This is a genomic window from Nonomuraea terrae (genome assembly GCF_044465245.1).
Taxonomy (GTDB): domain Bacteria; phylum Actinomycetota; class Actinomycetes; order Streptosporangiales; family Streptosporangiaceae; genus Nonomuraea; species Nonomuraea terrae.
Genome location: NZ_JBITLL010000008.1, coordinates 455,771 through 472,868 on the forward strand (window position 1 = coordinate 455,771; position 17,098 = coordinate 472,868).

13 protein-coding genes are annotated in these 17,098 nt (G+C 71.5%); 5 read left to right on the forward strand and 8 right to left on the reverse strand.

From position 1 onward, the window contains the following. Window positions 1-25 precede the first annotated feature (25 nt). Window positions 26-1,210: a cytochrome P450 gene (locus ACIBP6_RS40570; RefSeq protein ID WP_397059741.1), complete on the reverse strand. Its 1,185-nt coding sequence runs from the start codon at window positions 1,208-1,210 to the stop codon at window positions 26-28. A 90-nt stretch (window positions 1,211-1,300) separates the two neighbouring features. Between ACIBP6_RS40570 and ACIBP6_RS40575 the strand changes: the two genes are divergently transcribed. After that, a complete protein-coding gene (locus ACIBP6_RS40575) occupies window positions 1,301-1,888 on the forward strand; it encodes a TetR/AcrR family transcriptional regulator (RefSeq protein ID WP_397059743.1) in 588 nt (195 codons plus the stop codon). Window positions 1,889-1,910: 22 nt separating this feature from the next. Here the strand turns inward: ACIBP6_RS40575 and ACIBP6_RS40580 are convergent, their stop codons facing one another. The 3 genes from ACIBP6_RS40580 to ACIBP6_RS40590 all read right to left on the reverse strand — a co-directional run bounded on the left by ACIBP6_RS40580 (window position 1,911) and on the right by ACIBP6_RS40590 (window position 4,668). After that, window positions 1,911-3,146: an MFS transporter gene (locus ACIBP6_RS40580; RefSeq protein WP_397059745.1), complete on the reverse strand. Its 1,236-nt coding sequence runs from the start codon at window positions 3,144-3,146 to the stop codon at window positions 1,911-1,913. Further along, window positions 3,143-4,222 (reverse strand): PLP-dependent cysteine synthase family protein, encoded by a 1,080-nt coding sequence (locus ACIBP6_RS40585; RefSeq protein WP_397059747.1) that lies wholly within the window; start codon window positions 4,220-4,222, stop codon window positions 3,143-3,145. The genes ACIBP6_RS40580 and ACIBP6_RS40585 overlap by 4 nt, the downstream gene beginning before the upstream one ends. A 92-nt stretch (window positions 4,223-4,314) precedes the next feature. Further along, window positions 4,315-4,668 (reverse strand): hypothetical protein, encoded by a 354-nt coding sequence (locus ACIBP6_RS40590; protein ID WP_397059748.1) that lies wholly within the window; start codon window positions 4,666-4,668, stop codon window positions 4,315-4,317. Between the two features lie 295 nt (window positions 4,669-4,963). Here ACIBP6_RS40590 and ACIBP6_RS40595 point away from each other — a divergent pair, with 295 nt between their 5' ends. The 4 genes from ACIBP6_RS40595 (at window position 4,964) to ACIBP6_RS40610 (ending at window position 9,116) form a co-directional block, all read left to right on the forward strand. Next, complete coding sequence (locus ACIBP6_RS40595; RefSeq protein WP_397059750.1) at window positions 4,964-6,265, forward strand: aminotransferase class V-fold PLP-dependent enzyme; 1,302 nt, start codon at window positions 4,964-4,966, stop codon at window positions 6,263-6,265. 269 nt (window positions 6,266-6,534) lie between these two features. Further along, complete coding sequence (locus ACIBP6_RS40600) at window positions 6,535-6,939, forward strand: hypothetical protein (RefSeq protein WP_397057241.1); 405 nt, start codon at window positions 6,535-6,537, stop codon at window positions 6,937-6,939. Between the two features lie 87 nt (window positions 6,940-7,026). Further along, on the forward strand, window positions 7,027-8,169 hold the full coding sequence (locus tag ACIBP6_RS40605; protein WP_397059752.1) for a serine hydrolase domain-containing protein: 1,143 nt from the start codon (window positions 7,027-7,029) through the stop codon (window positions 8,167-8,169). A 92-nt stretch (window positions 8,170-8,261) separates the two neighbouring features. Further along, window positions 8,262-9,116, forward strand: coding sequence for a hypothetical protein (locus tag ACIBP6_RS40610; RefSeq protein ID WP_397059754.1), 855 nt, complete (start codon window positions 8,262-8,264; stop codon window positions 9,114-9,116). A 65-nt stretch (window positions 9,117-9,181) separates the two neighbouring features. On the opposite strand, the gene ACIBP6_RS40615 is transcribed toward ACIBP6_RS40610, so the two are convergent. From ACIBP6_RS40615 to fdhF, 4 genes are read right to left on the reverse strand one after another with little or no spacing between them, the layout of a single operon-like run. Beyond that, window positions 9,182-11,101, reverse strand: a complete 1,920-nt coding sequence (locus ACIBP6_RS40615; RefSeq protein WP_397059756.1) for a molybdopterin biosynthesis protein — start codon at window positions 11,099-11,101, stop codon at window positions 9,182-9,184. Continuing rightward, on the reverse strand, window positions 11,098-12,318 hold the full coding sequence (locus ACIBP6_RS40620; RefSeq protein WP_397059758.1) for a molybdopterin molybdotransferase MoeA: 1,221 nt from the start codon (window positions 12,316-12,318) through the stop codon (window positions 11,098-11,100). The genes ACIBP6_RS40615 and ACIBP6_RS40620 overlap by 4 nt, the downstream gene beginning before the upstream one ends. After that, a complete protein-coding gene (locus ACIBP6_RS40625; protein ID WP_397059760.1) occupies window positions 12,315-14,060 on the reverse strand; it encodes an NAD(P)H-dependent oxidoreductase subunit E in 1,746 nt (581 codons plus the stop codon). The genes ACIBP6_RS40620 and ACIBP6_RS40625 overlap by 4 nt, the downstream gene beginning before the upstream one ends. Next, the gene (fdhF, locus tag ACIBP6_RS40630; RefSeq protein ID WP_397059762.1) at window positions 14,061-16,988 is read right to left on the reverse strand and encodes a formate dehydrogenase subunit alpha; all 2,928 of its coding nucleotides are present in this window, start codon (window positions 16,986-16,988) and stop codon (window positions 14,061-14,063) included. Between the last annotated feature and the right edge of the window lie 110 nt (window positions 16,989-17,098).

Genomic DNA, 17,098 nt, shown 5'->3' on the forward strand with positions numbered 1-17,098 from the left:
CCTCCGCGGATGGACGGGCTCCCGCTCACCAGGTGACCGGGAGCGCGGTCAGTCCGCCGGTGAGCACTGTGTGGTCGAAGGTCAGCTCCTCCACCGCGCACGCCGGTTTCAGCGTGGGGAAGCGGGCGGTGAGCTGGGAGAAGACCGCCTGGAGCTCGATGCGGGCCAGCGGCGCGCCGATGCAGTAGCGGGCGCCGTGCCCGAAGGTCAGATGCGGCGCGGCGGGCCGGTCGAGGTCGAAGCGGTCGGGGTCGGCGAACATCGACGCGTCGTGGTTGGCCGCGCCGGTGTCCAGCAACACCAGGTCTCCGGCCCTTACGCGCACCCCGGCCACCTCGAAGTCGCTGCGGGCATAGCGGGGGATGCCGCCGCCACCCAGGCCGGGCGCACGCAGGATCTCCTCGACGGCGGCGTCGATCCTGGACGGGTCTGCTGTCAAGGCCTGCCATTGGCCTGGAGTGGTCAGCAGCCACAGCGCGCCCTTCCCGATGGCGGTGACCGTGGTCTCGTGCCCGGCGAAGAGCAGGAACATGCCCATCGCGGCGGCCTCGTCGTCGCTGACCCCGTCGGTCGCGGCCAGCCGGGCGATCACATCGGCGTCCGGATCACCGCCGGCGCGTTTGCGGGCCACCAGTTGCCGGCCGTAGTCGAACAGCTCGCCCAGCCCCTGCTCGGAGCGTGCCCGATCGGTGACGTCGGCGGCGGCCTGGGTCCACGCACGGAACCGGGCACGGTCCTCGTACGGCACGCCGAGCAGCTCGCAGATGACCGCGATCGGCAGCGGCAGCGCCAGCGCGGCGTGCAGGTCGGCGGGCGGCCCGGCGGCGGCCAGCTCGTCGAGCAGGTCCGCGGTGAGCGCCTCGACCCGGCCGCGCAGGGCGCGCATGCGCCCGGGCGAGAAATGCGGCTGCAGCAGCGAACGCATCCGCCGATGGTCGGCCTGCTCGTTGTCGAAGTCGCCTATCGGCCCGCCGAACAGCGCCGACTCTCCCGTACGGGAGGCGTGTTCGGGCTGGGCGTGGGCGCGGCCGAGCCGGTCGTCGTCGAGGAGCCGGCGCACCTCGTCATACCCGGTCACCAGCCAGGCCGGATCGCCGACGGCGGTCCGGACGGCGTGGACGGGGCCTTGGACCTGAAGCGCGCGGAGCAGGGGCGCGGGCCGCAGGGGGCCGTTGTCGTGCGGGAACGGCAGCTGAACGGGGTCAGGCACGGCTCCTCCAAGAGGTAGACGGAGATTTGTATACTCCGACGTATAGAAAGCTACTTGTATACTTCCAGTTCGACAAGTAGCGGAGGCGGGATGAGCGACCCGGACCACGAAGCCACGCAGGCGCCGGTGCGCCGGCTGCGGCGCGCCGAGCGGCGTGAGCAGATCCTCGACGCGGCCACCCGCGCCTTCGCCCGCGCCGGCTACGCCGCCACCGGCCTGGACGACGTCGCCGCCGAGGCCGACCTGACCCGGGCCATGCTCTACCGGCACTTCGACTCCAAGGCCGACCTCTACCGGGCCGTCCTCGACCGCGCCTGCGTGCGGCTCGCGGAGAGCACCGGCGCCGACGACTTCGACGACGGCTCCATCCCCGGGCTGCTGCGCGCCGCCGCGGCCGATCCCGACGGCTTCCGCCTGCTGTTCCGCTACGCCGCCCGCGAGCCCGACTTCCGCGACCTGATCGACTCCATCACGGCCGCCTCCCGCGAGGTCGCCCACCGCAACCTGGCCAGGCGGATCCCGGCAGGCCCGTGGCTCGACTGGGCGGTGAACCTGATCCCCTCCATGACCGTCGAGGCCGTCATCGCCTGGCTGGACGCCGGCCGGCCCGACCCCGACCAGGCGGCCGAGCGCATCTCGCAGGCCGTGCACGGCGTCATGGCCGCCGCCCATCCCTGACGGCGGAGTGCCGGGGTTCCTCTCATCCGCCGGCCATGGCGGCCGCTCGTGGGGCGCGCCGGTCCAGCCGGCGGACGGCCGCCGCGGAGGCCAGCCCCGCGGCGGCGAGCAGCACCCACGGCACGGCGGCCGCCCCGGAGGAGCGGGCCACGTCGACCAAGCCCCCCGCCAGCAGGTTGCCGGCCAGGATGCCGATGCCGGACAGCAGGTTGTACACCCCGTAGTAGGTGCCGACCAGCCGATCTCCCGCCATGTCCGCGATGGTGGCCATCTCGAACGGGAAGGCGATCAACGTCCCCATGGTGAGCAGCAGCGTGCACACCACCAGCGGAACGAACGCCCAGCCCGTCGGCAGCGAAAGGTGCGCCATCGCGGCCTGGGGCAGGAACGCGAGCCCCATGAGGGCCAGGCCCCGGCTGATCGCCTGCCCCCGGCTCCACCGGGCCGAGCACCAGGCGGTCAGGCGCACCTGCCCGGCGATGCCGAGCAGCGCCGACAACGCGTACAACGTCATCACGCCCACCTCGCCACCGCCGAGCCGCGCCACCTCCAGCGGCAGCGCCAGATACATCTGGAACGACAGCGCGTACGAGGCGATCATGGCGGCGGCGAAGGAGACGAAGGCGCGATCCCCGAACGCCCGCCGCCAGTCGCTCAGCACCGGCGGACGTTCACCTGCCGGGCCGCGCCTGGCCGGCAGGCACAACCCCTGCAGCACGGTCAGCACCGCGAAGATCGCCGCGGCGGCCAGGCACACGGCGGTGAACCCGGCGTTCAGCAGGGCGATGCCGACCAGCGGCCCGAGCAGGATGCCGCCCTGGTAGAAGACGTTGAACACGGCGAACGCCGCCACCTTGCGCTCGCCGGCCTCGCACGCGAGACAGGCGCGGGCCGCCGGGTTGAACAGCGCCCCTGCCAGCCCCGTCACGACGGCCGCCACGATGAGCAGCGGCAGCGAGGTGGTCAGCCCGAACAGCGCGAACCCGACAGTACGCAACGCGCACCCCAGCATGATCATCGGCTTGTACCCGAGCCGGTCGGCCAGGGTGCCGCCGATCAGGAACATGCCCTGCTGGCTCAGGTTGCGCAGGCCCAGGACGAGCCCGATGGTCCAGGCGGCCAGGCCCGCGCCCGTGGACAGGTACTGGGCGAGATAGGGCATGAGCATGTAGAAGCCGAGGTTGATGCCCGCCTGGTTGATCTGCAGGAGCTGGATCGGCCGGTCGAACGAGCGGAACTGCCGCAGTGTGTCCCTCATCGCATGCCCGCCAGCGGGTCGACCACGTTGGCGCAGCGCGTCCAGCGGCGCACTTCGCGTTCCGCCGGCTTGTCCAGCAGGTCCGGCTCGTCCGCGGGAACCGTGTCGAGCAGGTCGTGCGTGCGGCAGTAGTCGTCGTCGAAGACCGTGTTCCAGTACCGCCACGGCCCGTCGGGGAAGATCGCGACGATGGTCTGGCGGGGGTTGCCGCGAGCCAGCCAGCGCGCCACCAGGGTCACGGCGCCGGTGCTCCACCCGCCCGAGACGTAGTGCCGGGCGGCCAGGGTGCGGCAGGCCCAGACCGCCTCGGCCGGGGCGACCCAGTGCACCTCGCTGAAGGCGTCGTAGGCGACGTTGCGCGGATGGATGCTGGAGCCGAGCCCGCGCATCAGCCGGGAACGGGCGGGCTGGCCGAAGATGGTCGAGCCCACCGTGTCGACACCGACCAGGCGCAGGCCGGGGAAGTGGCCGCGCAGCACGTTCGAGATGCCCGCGCTGTGCCCGCCGGTCCCGACGGAGCACACCAGCACGTCGATGTGGGACAGCTGGGCCAGCAGCTCGTGCGCGAGTCCGGCGTAGGCGTCCACGTTGTCGGGGTTGTTGTACTGGTCGGGGCAGTAGGAGCCGGGGTTCGCGGCCAGCAGGCGCTCGACCCGCTCCCGGCGGGCCTGCTGCCAGCCGCCGTCCGGATGCGGCTCGGTGACGATCTCCAGACGCGCGCCGTACGAGGCGAGCAGCCGGCACATCAGCGGCTCCATGCCGGGGTCGCCGACCAGCACGACGGGATGGCCGAAGACGATGCCGGCCAGGGCGAGGCCGAGACCCAGGGTGCCGCTGGTCGACTCGATGATCGTGGCGCCCGGCGCCAGCTCGCCTCGGGCGCGGGCCCGGCGCACCATGTGCAGCGCGGGCCGGTCCTTGATCCCGCCCGGATTGAAGCCTTCGAGTTTGGCCCAGAACCCTCCTCCTCCCGGGACGAACGGCTCCGAAATGAACGCCAGCGGCGTGTTGCCGACGGTAAGAGAAAGCGCGTTGTATCCCTCGTGCGGGCGCGCGAAAATCGCTGGTGATGACATTGATGAATCTCCGGATAACAACGCGATCGACGGCATGACGGAATAGCCGCGAACCGAGTGCGGACATGGGCGACTGCTGGCTGTCGCCGGTCCTATATGCGCATCACGCAGAGATTTCCCAGGCACGCCGCGGCGAGACGAGCGGCCTGCGGCGCGCTCGGCGCAGGCGCGGCGGCGGCGCCGGCCACGGAGGTGCACAGCTCCGCCGGCATGGCCACGTAAGACGTCGAACCGGCAGGGCCGCTGGCCGAGCAGTCCTGCTCGGTGCCGTGCCGATGGTGCTCCGGCAGGCTGCTGTGCAGGCAGTGCCCGTCGTGCTGATCCGGCCACTCCGCGTGGGCGCTGTGGCTCGCCGACTCGGCCAGCTCCACGGCCGCGCACGCGCCGCCGTGGGTGAACACCGCGCCGACGACCAGCGCGATCACGAGCAGCGCATGGGCCGTCACCCGGCCGGCGCAGGATGCCGCCGGTCGGCGAACGCGAGCTGATCGTGTCGTCACCATCACCGATCGTAATGCCCGCTGGGTGGGCCGACGCGCCCGGCCGCGGCAAAGGTTCCGGTAAAGCCGACGCATTTGTTTCGTGCCCGGAAGCGCGTCGATCATGCCCGGAATACTTTCCGACCTGCGCATTTTCCACTGCCATGGCAAGGCTCGCCGACCGGCTTAATGAACATGGCCCTCGATGAGATTCCACGAAAATGAGAGCCGCGAAATCCCGTCGATACAGGTGGTGTTCTTCATGACCATGTCCAGACGCCAGGTCGTCGCGGGCCTCGGCGGGCTCGCCGCCGGCGCCGTGACCTTCCCCACCCCGGCCGAGGCGCTGGCGGCGCCCCGCGACGTGCCCGCCGACCGGCTGGCGGGTGACGAGCGCTTCTGGGGGACCGTCGCCCGCCAGTTCCAGGTGAGCCCCGACTTCGTCAACCTGGAGAACGGCTACTACGGGATCATGCCGGACCCGGTCCGGCGGGCTTACCACCGCAACGTCGACCACCTCAACGAGCGCAGCTCCCACCTGCTGCGCAACGTCTACAAGCCCCGCGCCGACGTGGTCCGCGACCGCCTCGCCGCCCTGCTCGGCGTCACCAGGAACGAGATCGCGCTGACCCGGGGCGGCACCGAGGCCCTGCAGAACCTCATCGCCGGCTACAACCGCCTGCGCCCCGGTGACGAGGTCATGTACGCCGATCTCGACTACCACAGCGGGCAGTACGTCATGAACTGGCTGCCGTCCCGCCGCGGCGTCGGGGTGGCGCGCATCGTCATCCCCGAACCCGCCACCCGCCAGGCGGTGCTCGACACCTACGAACGCGCGCTGCGCGAGCACCCGAAAGCACGGATGCTCCTGCTCAGCCACATGAACAACCGCACCGGCCTGGTCACGCCGGTCCGCGAGATCGTCGCCATGGCCCGCGAACGGGACGTGGACGTGATCGTGGACGCCGCCCACTCGTGGGGCCAGCTCGACTTCACCCTCACCGACCTCGACGCCGACTTCGCCGTCTTCTCACTGCACAAGTGGATGGGCGTGCCACTGGGCGCCGGGTTCCTCCACATCCGCGAGCAGCGGCTGGCCGACATCGACCCCTGCTACATCGACGAGACCTACCCGGCCACCGACATCCGCTCGCGCGTGCACTCCGGCACCATGAACGTGGCCCCGTTCCTGACCGTGGACGCCGCCCTCGACTTCCACGAGACCCTGGGCGCCCAGGCGAAGCAGGCCCGCCTGCGCCATCTGCGCGATCGCTGGGTACGCCAGGCACAGGCCCTCGGCTCCGTCCAGATCCTCACCCCGGACGAGCCGGACGCCTACGGCGCGATCACCGCCTTCCGGGTGAACGGCCGCACCTCAAAGGCCGACAACGAGGCCATCGCCGAACATCTCATGAACCGCCACCGGATCTTCACCGTCGCCCGCGGCGGGATGAGCGGCGGCGACGCCGTACGCGTCACGCCGGCTCTCTACACCACCGCCGACGACGTGGACCGCCTGGCAGCCGCCCTGCGCGACATCATCGGACGCTTCCCGCCCCGGTAACTCCCGCCGTTCCTTCACCACCTGTCCGGGCTTCCATGAGGTGCTCGACACCCCGGATCGGCTGGAGCCGCGACGACGCGGCCACCGACATCCTGCTGTGCCGACGCGGTCCTCGCCGACCACGCGGTGTCGTGTCAGCGGCCGCGTCAGGACGGTGACAGCCCCGTATCAGAGCGGTCGGCGATGGTGGACCCATGAACGGTTCAGCACCGCGTTCCACCCCGTCCGTTCAACGGAATTCCGTAACAGATTCGAAGGAGCACACCACCATGTCCGTCACCCTTACCGACCAGGACAAGCTCACCCTGCGGACCGCCGCGTGGGGCGCCGTCTCCCTGATGTCCGCCGCCGGCGCCGCCGGCTCGGCCCACAAGGTCGCCACCGAAGGCTCCATCGCCCTGACCTCCGCGACCGGCCCGGTCGGGCACGTGCTCGCCAAGGCCCCCAAGGGCGTGAAGTACGGCAAGACCGTGGCCGACCTCGCCGACCAGGTGCTGCCGGCCCTGACCGCAGCCATGAGCCTGCTCAAGAAGCAGTCACCGGCGGAGGCCGACAACTTCCGCAGCACCGTCATCGTCGCCGTCGCGGCAGCCTCCCGCCCCCAGCAGGGCGAGCCCAGCCCCACCATGACGGAGATGGCCCGCAAGATCACCGAGGCCCTCGACGCCGCTTGATCCGATGTCGTCCTGCGCAGCTCGTCACGGGGTCCGCTCCGGACCCCCATCGACTGGAATTTCGTAACAAACTGAAGGAGCACCACCATGTCCATCGTCCCTGACGTCCACGACGAGCAGACCCCGCGGACCGCGCAGGATCGCCCGGAGCTGCAGAAGATCATGCAGGAGATCGTCGATTCCGGCTTCGTCGGCGTGCAGCTGCGCGTGCACGACGAGCGGGGCGAGTGGGTCGGCAGCGCCGGGGTCCGCGAGCTGGGTGAGAGCGACACCCCGCCGGCCGACGGGCACGTCCGGATCGGCAGCAACACCAAGACCTTCATCGCGACCGTGGTGCTGCAGTTGGTGGCCGAGGGCAGGATCGCCCTGGACACCCCGGTGGATGACTACCTGCCCGAGTTCGGGCTGGACCGGCGGATCACGGTGCGGAGGCTGCTGCAGCACACCAGCGGGGTGTTCAACTTCACCGGCGACTACGACCCCGACGGGACGTACGTGCCGGGGATCCCCGCCACCCCCGCGGGCAAGGAATGGGTGGACAACCGGTTCAAGACCTACCAGCCGGAGGAACTGATCCGGCTGGCACTGTCCAAGCCGGCGCGGTTCGAGCCGGGCACGGACTGGAGCTACTCGAACACCAACTACGTGGTGGCCAGGTTGCTGATCGAGAAGGTCACCGGCCGCCCCTACGCCGAGGAGATGCAGCGGCTGATCCTGGGGCCGCTCGCCCTGTCGGGCACGGTGGCGCCGACCACGCAGACGGACATCCCCGAGCCGTACGCCCACGCCTACTACCGGTACGACGAGGACGGCCAGACCCGGACGGTCGACGTCACCCGTCACAACCCCTCGTGGATCTCCAGCGGCGGCGACATGATCTCCACCACGCGCGACCTGCACACGTTCATCTCCGCGCTGCTGGGCGGCAAGCTGCTGCCGGCCTCGCTGCTGGCCGAGATGTGCACGCCGGAGTCCAAGGCCGGCTACGGCCTGGGGGTGTTCGTACAGAACACGGACGGCGGCACCGTCATCACCCACAACGGCGGCATCGCGGGCCACGCGGCGCTGATGTACAGCACGCCCGACGGCAGCACGACCCTGACCGCCGCGGTGAACTACGTGGACGACGCCGAGCTGTCCATGGCCGCGGCCTTCCAGCAGGTGACGCAGCGGCTCCTCAAGGAGGTGTTCGGCGGCGGGCAGGCCGACGCCGCCGAGCCGGCTCAGTAGACAGGGCTGAGCACCGGCGGGCGCGGCGTACGGATCCGAGCGGAGGGCCTCCAAGGGTGAACCCCTGGGGGCGACCGCCCGTCTGGAAGAGCATGAGAGCCAGCTGGCTGGTGGCCGTGCTCGTCGCACTCGCCGCCTGTGGGACGGCGCCGGCGGCGACCGCGCCCGCGACGCGGTACCAGGCCGACGCGACCGTACTCGCCGACGCACGCCACGGCCCCCAGCTCTGCGCCGGCGTCCTGGAATCCCTGCCACCCCAGTGCGGCGGGCCCGACATCATCGGCTGGGACTGGAACGCCGTCGAGCACTCCCACCGGCGCGGCACCCGCTGGGGCGAGTACCGCGTGGTCGGCACCTGGGACGGTGAAAGGCTGACGCTGACCGAGCCGGCGCGCCCCGCCGAGCCCCACGACGCGCCACGTGACCAGACGTCCTTCACCACGCCCTGCCCGAAGCCCGCGGGCGGCCGGCGCACGGTGGATCCGGCGAAGGCCACCCAGGAGGCGATGGCGGCCGCGATCGCCCGGGCCGAGCAGCTCCCCGGGTACGCGGGCAGCCGGCTGGACCAGAGCTATCTCGAAGAGATCGACGGCTACGACTCCGACGACCCCCGATCGGTGGAACGACACGCCGACGACCCCGAGCGGCTCGTGCTGAACCTGCGGTTCACCGGTGACCCGGGCGCCCATGAGCCGGCGATCCGGGAGCTCTGGGGTGGCGCGCTCTGCCTGAGCCGGGCCGAGCACACCGCGGCGGAGCTGCGTACTGTCCAGGAGAAGGTGCGGCAGGAGCTCACGGGCGCCTACTCCGTGTCGGCGGACGAGCGGGCCGGTCACGTCCGGGTCGGTGTCTGGGTGGCCACCTCGGAGCTGCAGCGCCAGGTCGACGCCACGTACGGCAAGGGCCTGGTGGTCCTCGACGGCTACCTCAAGCCGGTGGGGTCGTGAAGGCGGCGCAGGTCGAGACCCGGCGATCCCGGCGGGCAGGAGCCGAACGCCACCTGCGGCGCAGGTCAGCGAATGCGGCGACCCGTCTCGGCGCAGGAGTACCCGCCCAGCGCCTCCACCTCGGCCCGGAAGCCGGGCTTCTCCAGGAGTTCCCAGAGCGGCGCCAGCAGCTCGTCGGAGAGCGCGCCGGTACGCACCACCAGGTCGTACGGCTCCTGAGCCACCGGGACGAAGTCCAGCCCGAAGGCGCGGGCGGCGGCGAGGATCCCCAGACCGGCGTCCGCGCGCCCGGCGGCCACGGCCGCGGCCACCGCCAGGTGGGTGTGCTCCTCGCGGGAGTAGCCGGGCACCTCGGCCGGGTCGATGCCGAGGCAGGTCAGCTCGTGATCGAGCAGCGCCCGCGTGCCGGCGCCGCGCTGCCGGTTCACGTAGCGCAGGTCTGGCCTGGTCAGGTCCTTGATCCCGCCCAGGTCGAGCGGGTTGCCGGGAGCGACGATCAGCCCCTGGTCGCGGTGGACCAGCCTGACCACGGCGACGTCGGCGTCCGTGCCCAGCAGCCGGTCGACGTAGGGCAGGGTGTACTCGCCGGTGGACGGGTCCAGCAGGTGTGATCCGGCGATGTGGCACAGGCCGTCGCGCAGCGCCACGAGACCGCCGAGCGAGCCGACGTTCGACGACGCCAGAGTGATCAGCGGGTCGGCGGCGCGCAGGGCGGAGGCCGCCAGGTCGAGCACCAGGTCGTGCGAGCCGATGGCGACGATGGTCCGGCCGATCTCGGACAGGCCGCGCAGCAATTCCACCCGCACCTGCTCCCCCGCGTGGTGGCCCTCCACGCCCGACGGCACGACGAGCAGGCCGTCGGCGCGGACGAGCGAGGTCAGCACGCCCGCGCCCCGCGGCAGCGGGGTGGCGACGAGCCGGTCCTGCACCCGTCCCAGGCGCACGCGTACCCAGTCGTCCATGCCGATGGCGGACGGCAGCTTCCTGGCCAGGTGGGCCGTGGCCGACGGGCGTTCGCGCGGCGCGGCGCCCTCCAGCTCGGCGAGCGTCGGAGCGGCGAAGATGTCGAAGGTCAGCGCCGCCGACACCGGATAGCCGGGAACGCCGATCACGGGCGTCTCCTCGACCGCGCCGAGGACGACGGGATGGCCGGGACGCACGGCGACCCCGTGGACCGCGACGACGCCGGCCCCGGCGACCACGCGGGCGGTGTAGTCGTCGCGCCCCGCGCTGGAGCCCGCGATGAGCAGCACCAGGTCGGCGTCGCGGGTGGCCTCCCGGAGCACCGTGGTGATGACCTCGGGGTCGTCGGGGACGATCTCGGTGACGCGGGCCGCGCAGCCCGCCTCCCGTGCCTGCGCGGCCAGCATCATCGAGTTCGTGTCGAGAATGTCGCCGGGGGCGAGCTCCGCGCCGATCGGCCGGATCTCGTCGCCGGTCGGCACGATCACCACGCGCGGCGCGCGCCGGACGCCGAGCTCGACGACTCCGGCCGCGGCGCAGGCGGCGACGTCGACGGGGCGCAGCCGGTGGCCCTCGGGGAGCAGCAGTTCGCCGGCGCTGATGTCCTCCCCGATGGAGCGGACGTGCTGGTAGGGCGGGACGCCCGCGCGGAGCTCGGCCTCCCCCGCCGCGGTGCGGTGCACGTGCTCACGCATGACCACCGCGTCGTAGCCGTCGGGCAGCGGGTCGCCGGTGTCGACGACGGCGAAGTCGCCGGCGGCGAGCAGCACCGGGCTGGTCTCGGCCGCGCCGACGGTGTCGTCGGCGCGTACGGCGATGCCGTCCATGGCCGCGGAGTCGAAGGCGGGCGAGGACCGCCGGGCCCACACGGGCTCGGCCGTCACCCGGCCCACGGCGTCTCCGACCGGTACGCGGATGACGCCGACCCGCGCGGGGCAGCCCGCCGCGGCCCGCGTCGCGCGCCAGACGGAGAGGGCCTGCGCCGCGGGGACGTCTGAGACGAAGGGACTTTCTGCGCTCATCGGTACAGGATGACCTCTACCTCGGTGCCCGAGTCCAGCCCGGTGGCCGGTTCGGGCACGATCACGTATCCGTCGGCGCGGGTCAGCACCGACAGCAGCGCCGACGGGCCGAAGATCGGCTCCGCCACACCGTCGCGGACCACGACCTGGACGACGTCGAGCCGGCCGGCCGCGGACGCGAGGTCGCGCGACAGCCGCGCACGCGTGCTCGGCTGCGGCGGCGGGGCCTCGCACCCGGCGATGCGCCACAACAACGGTACCCCGACCTGCCCGAACACCACCAAGGCGGACAGCGGGTTGCCCGGCAGCCCGATGATCGGGATCCCGGAGCACTCGGCCAGCAGCGTCGGTTTGCCGGGCTTGATGGCGATCCCGTGGCACCAGATGTCGCCGATGGCGGCCACCGCGCCCGCCGTCTCGTCCCGCGCGCCGACCGACGAGCCCGCCGACACGATTACCAGGTCGGCCTCGCCGACGACCTCGGTCAGCCGGCCTTCGAGCGCGCCAGGTTCGTCCGGGACGATGCCGGCGATCACCGGCTCGCCGCCCGCGTCGGCGACCAGCCCCGCCAGCGCGGAGGCGGTGGCGTCGCGTACCTGCCCGGGTGCGAGCTCCACGGTGCCGGGCGGCACCACCTCGTCACCGGTGGAGATGATCACTACCCGGGGGCGGCGGTGCACGGTGACCGTGGTCACCCCCGCGGCGGCGAGGAAGCCGAGGTCGGGGGCGCGCAACGGCCGCCCGCCGGGCGCCAGGACGCCGCCCGAGGCGACGTCCTCGTCGGCGCGGACGATGCCGCCGCCCGGCGCGACGGGGCGGGTCACCTCGATCGTGCCCGGCATCGTCTCCGCGGTGTACTCCACCATGACCACCGCGTCGGCGCCGGCCGGGATCACTCCCCCGGTCGGCATCGCCACGCATCCGCCCGGCTTGACCGCCACGGTCGGTTCGGCGCCCATCCGCACCGCGCCGAGCAGGTCGAGGTAGGAAGGAAGCCCCTCGGAGGCGCCGTAGGTGTCCATCGCCCGGACCGCGAAGCCGTCCACGGTCGATCGCGCGAAGCCGGGCAGGGCGGCAGGTGCCGTGATGTCCGCGACGGGCACCCGGTGCAGCGCCGCGGACAACGGGACGCGCTCCTCGGGCGTGCGATGCGCGGGCCGGAATCCCGCCCGTACCTCGGCGAGGGTACGGGCGGTGAAGAACTCCCTGCCGCTCAACGGTCCGGCTGCTCCGTCGAGCCTTCGGGCCGGGGCTGCGGGCGAGCCGCCGCGGCTCCCTTGCTCAGCCCGAGCACGGACACCACCGGGCCCAGCGCCACCTGCCCGAGCCCGCAGATCGACGTCTTGCGCATGGTCTCCTCCAGCTGCAGGATCCGGCCCTTCTGCGCATCGTCGAGGGTGGCGGATCCCGAGTCCAGCACGCCGCGCAGGACATCGTGCGCCTTGGTGGAGCCGACCCGGCAGGGCACGCACTTGCCGCACGACTCGTTGCGGAAGAAGCGCAGCACGTTCGTCGAGGCGGCCAGCAGATCGGTGCCCTCGGCGAGCACCACCAGGGCGCCGGAGCCGAGCATCGTCCCGGCCTCGGCGAGCGTCCCGAAGTCCAGCGCCAGGTCCAGCTTGTCGGGGCCGATGAAGTTGGAGGACGCGCCGCCCGGCTGCACGGCGCCGACCTGGGCGCCACCGAGCACACCGCCGGCGAGGTCGATCAGGCTGCGCACCGTGGTGCCCATCGGCACGCAGTAGACGCCGGGGTTCTCGACGTGCCCGGACACGGCGAAGAACTTCCAGCCCACGGAGTCGCCCTCGCCCTGCTCGGCCCACCATTCGGCGCCGCGTTGCAGGATCACCGGCACGTCGGCGAAGGTCTCCACCGAGTTGATCAACGTGGGGCGGCCGTGCAGGCCGTAGTTGCCCGGGAAGGGCGGCTTGTTGCGCGGCTCGCCGCGGTGGCCCTCCATGCACTCCAGCAGCGCGGTCTCCTCGCCGAGGATGTAGCCGCCGGGCGAGACGAAGATGTCGAGCTCCAGGCGGCGGCCGCTGCCGCAGGCGTCCTCGCCGATCATGCCGGTCTCGCGCAGTGCCGCGATCTCCGCGCGCAGCACGTGCTCCTCGGGGCCGTACTCGTGCCTGATGAAGATCCAGCCCTGCTCGGCGCCGACCACGGCCATGCCGAGCAGCAGGCCCTCGATCACCAGGTGCGGCTGGTCGGTCAGGATCTGACGGTCCTTGAACGTGCCGGGCTCGGACTCGTCGGCGTTGCAGATCGCGTACTTGACGCTGCCGGGCTCGGCGGAGGCGACCAGGCCCCACTTCCGGCCCGTGGGGAAGCCGGCGCCGCCCATGCCGCGCAGCCCGGAGGCTTCCAGCGTGGCGACCACGCTCTCGGCGCTCAGCTCGCCGGTCAGCAGCGCCCGCAGGCTCGCGTACCGGGTGGAGACGTCCGACCCGGCCGGGTAGGGGTCGTTCGGCCAGGGCTCGGCCCGTCCCGTGACGGTGGCCTCGGCCAGCCCGTCGTCCCGCGCGGCGCTGACCAGCGCGTCGACGTCGGCGACCGGCGCCGGGTGCTCGTTGACCGCCAGCGCCGGGGCGCTGTCGCAGCGGCCCAGGCAGGACACCTCGACGAGCTCGATCTCGGCGTCGTCGCCGTAACGTTCACGCACCTCCGCGATGCGGTCGTCCGCGGAGCGCAGCCAGCACGACAGGTCGTGGCAGACGTTGATCGCGACCTTGGCGGGCGGGGTCGTGCGGAAGTGCGGGTAGAACGAGACGAGGCCCTCGATCTCGTAGAGCGGCCGCCGCATGGTGCGGGCGAGCTCCTCGAGCTCCTCTCGCGGCAACCAGCCCAGCCGGGCCTGGATGGCGTTGAGCGCCGGGATCAGCGACGGCCCGGGGAACTTGCCGGCTCGTGCCTCCACACCGGGCACCCGCGGACGTCCCACCTCGAAACTCAGAGTCATTTAGACACTTCCCATGTTGCTGAGGGGCTCCGCGTCTTCCACGCTCAACGCCTCGACCTGAATTGCGCAGAACTTGAACTCGGGGATCTTGCCATACGGGTCGATCTCGTCGATCGTCAGCAGGTTCGCCGCCGCCTCCCGGAAGTGGAACGGGATGAAGCAGTTGCCCAGCTGCTCGCGGTGGGAGACGCGCACCTGCAGCTCGATGGAGCCGCGCCGGGACCGTACGCGGACCATCTGGCCGTGCGACAGCCCGCGGTCGGCGGCGTCCTTGGGATGCATGTACACCTCGGCGATCGGCGCGATCGTGTCCAGCGCGAACGACCGCCGCGTCATCGACCCTGTGTGCCAGTGTTCGAGCAAGCGGCCGGTGTTGAGCACCAGCGGGTACTCCCCGTCCGGCAGCTCCTTCGCCGGCAGCCATTCCGCCGGGACGAGGTGGGCGAGGCCGTCGTTGGTGTTGAACCGCTCGTCGAACAGGACCACGGTCCCGTCGGAGTGCTCGGGGTCGTCGTTGGGGTAGAGCTTGCCCGTCAGCCCCAGGTTCTCGTGACGCAGGTTCGCGTACGACGGCATGAGCTCGACCATCTCGTCGAACACCTCGCTGGGCGAGGAGTACGACCAGTCGAGCCCGATCCGCCGGGCGATGTCCTGGACGATCTCCCAGTCCACCCGGGCCTGGCCGGGCGGGTCCAGCACCTTGCGGCCGAGCTGCACACGCCGGTCGGTGTTGGTGTAGCTCCCCTCCTTCTCGAGGTACGACGACGCCGGCAGGATGACGTCGGCGAACTCCGCGGTCTCGGTCAGGAAGATGTCCTGCACCACCAGGAAGTCCAGCTGCGACAGCGCCTTGCGCACCTTGTTGATGTTGGGGTCGGACAGGAACGGGTTCTCGCCCAGCATGTACATGCCGCGCACGCCGTCGGGCTTCAGCACCGAGCCGATGATCTCGGTGACGGTGAGACCGCGGTTGGGGTCGAGCTGCGTGCCCCAGGCCTCCTCGAACCGCCGACGGGTGGCGTCCTGGTCGACGCCCTGGTAGTCGGGGTAGAACATCGGGATCAGCCCGGCGTCGGAGGCGCCCTGGACGTTGTTCTGCCCGCGCAGCGGGTGCAGGCCGGTGCCGGGCCGGCCCACGTTGCCGGTGATCGAGCACATCGCGATCAGGCAGCGGGCGTTGTCGGTGCCGGTGGTGTGCTGGGAGATGCCCATGCCCCAGTAGATGACGCCGGCGTTGGCCTCGCCCCAGACCCGCGCGACCTGCCGGATCAGGTCCGCGTCGACGCCGGTGATCTGCGCGGCGCGCTCGGGCGGGTACTCGTTGACCGTGCGGACCAGTTCCTCGAAGCCGGAGACCCTGGCCTTGATGAACTCCATGTCGATCAGGCCGAGCCGGATCACCTCGTGCATGACCGCGTTGTAGAAGGCCACGTCGGTGCCGGGCTTGACCTGGCAGTGGTAGTCGGCGTGCTCGGAGACCGTGCTGGCCCGGGGGTCGACATAGATGATCTTCGTGCCGCGCCGCCGGGCCTGCTTGAAGAAGGAGCTGGCGACGGGATGGTTCGCCGTCGGGTTGGACCCGGTGATGATGACGACGTCGGCGTTGGTGACGTCGCCGTACGTGGTGGACACCGCGCCCGAGCCGACGCCCTCGAACAGCGCGGCCACCGACGAGGCGTGGCAGAGCCGGGTGCAGTGGTCGACGTTGTTCGTGCCGAAGCCGGCCCGGATCAGCTTCTGGAAGAGGTACGCCTCCTCGTTGGAGCACTTCGCGGAGCCGAACCCGGCGATGGCGCCCGGGCCGCCCGCCGCGTGGATCTCCTTCAGCCGCCGGGCGACGAGGTCGAGCGCCTCCTCCCAGGTGGCCTCGCGGAAGTGCGGCAGCACCTCGTCGTAGTCGACCAGGCCGCCGGGCTTGCGCCGGCCGTCCTTGCCGTTCTTGCTGAGCTTGCCGCCGGCGCGGCCGCGGCCGTTGTTCGCGTCGCCGCGCACGTCCGCCGACAGCGGGCCCTTCGGGTAGGACGACTCCTTGCGGATCAGCGGCACGGTCAGGCGTTGCGGCGAGGCCGCGTAGTCCCAGCCGTAGCGGCCCTTGACGCACAGCCGGCTCTGCGAGCCGGGCTGGTCGCGGCCCTCCGCGAAGGCGATCGCGCCGCGCGACCGGTCGACGTAGTAGGTGAGCGCACAACCCACGCCGCAGTACGGGCAGACGCTGTCGACCGCGTCCAGCTCCTCGCGGGGCCGGATGGGGATCTCGTTGATCGCCTTGTTGGTCAGGGCTCCGGTGGGACAGGCCTGCACGCACTCACCGCAGGTCACGCACGAGCTGGTGCCCATCGGGTCGTTGAGGTCGAAGGCGATCTTGGTCGAGTAGCCCTTGCCCGAGCGCCCGATGACATCGTTGCCCTGGATGTCGTCGCACGCGCGGACACAGCGGTCGCACAGGATGCACGCGTCGTGGTCGACCGAGATCACCGGGTTGGAGATGTCCATGCCCCGGCCCGAGCCGCACGGCAGGTCGGTGGTCTCCTTGGCCACGTCGAACCGGTCGGCGAGGTCGAGCAGCAGGTTGTCGCCGGTGGTCGTCTCCTTCGGATCCTCCGCGCGCGGCGGCTGGTCGGAGATCAGCAGCTCGGTCAGGGTGGCGCGGTTGCGCTCCAGCTCCGGGGTGCTGGTCTTGACCTCCATGCCCTCCTCGCAGGGGCGCACGCATGCGGCGGCGAAGGCCCGCCCGCCCGTGTCGACCACGCACATGCGGCAGACCCCGACAGGGTCATAGCGCTCGTTGTGGCACAACACCGGAATATCTACGTCTACGAGCTTCGCGGCATCGTAGATGCTGGTGCCTTCCGGCACGGTCACAGCACGGCCATCGATCTCGACAGACACCGTCCGTACGGCCGTAGCGGACTCCTCGAGCATCGTCATCTCAACCTCATCAGTCGAGCAGTGTAATGGCATACAGAATACGGCATACAATTCTTCACTGCAATTTGCCCCTCTTCGGGAAACCCGTGTCCACACCTCGGCCCGCTCCA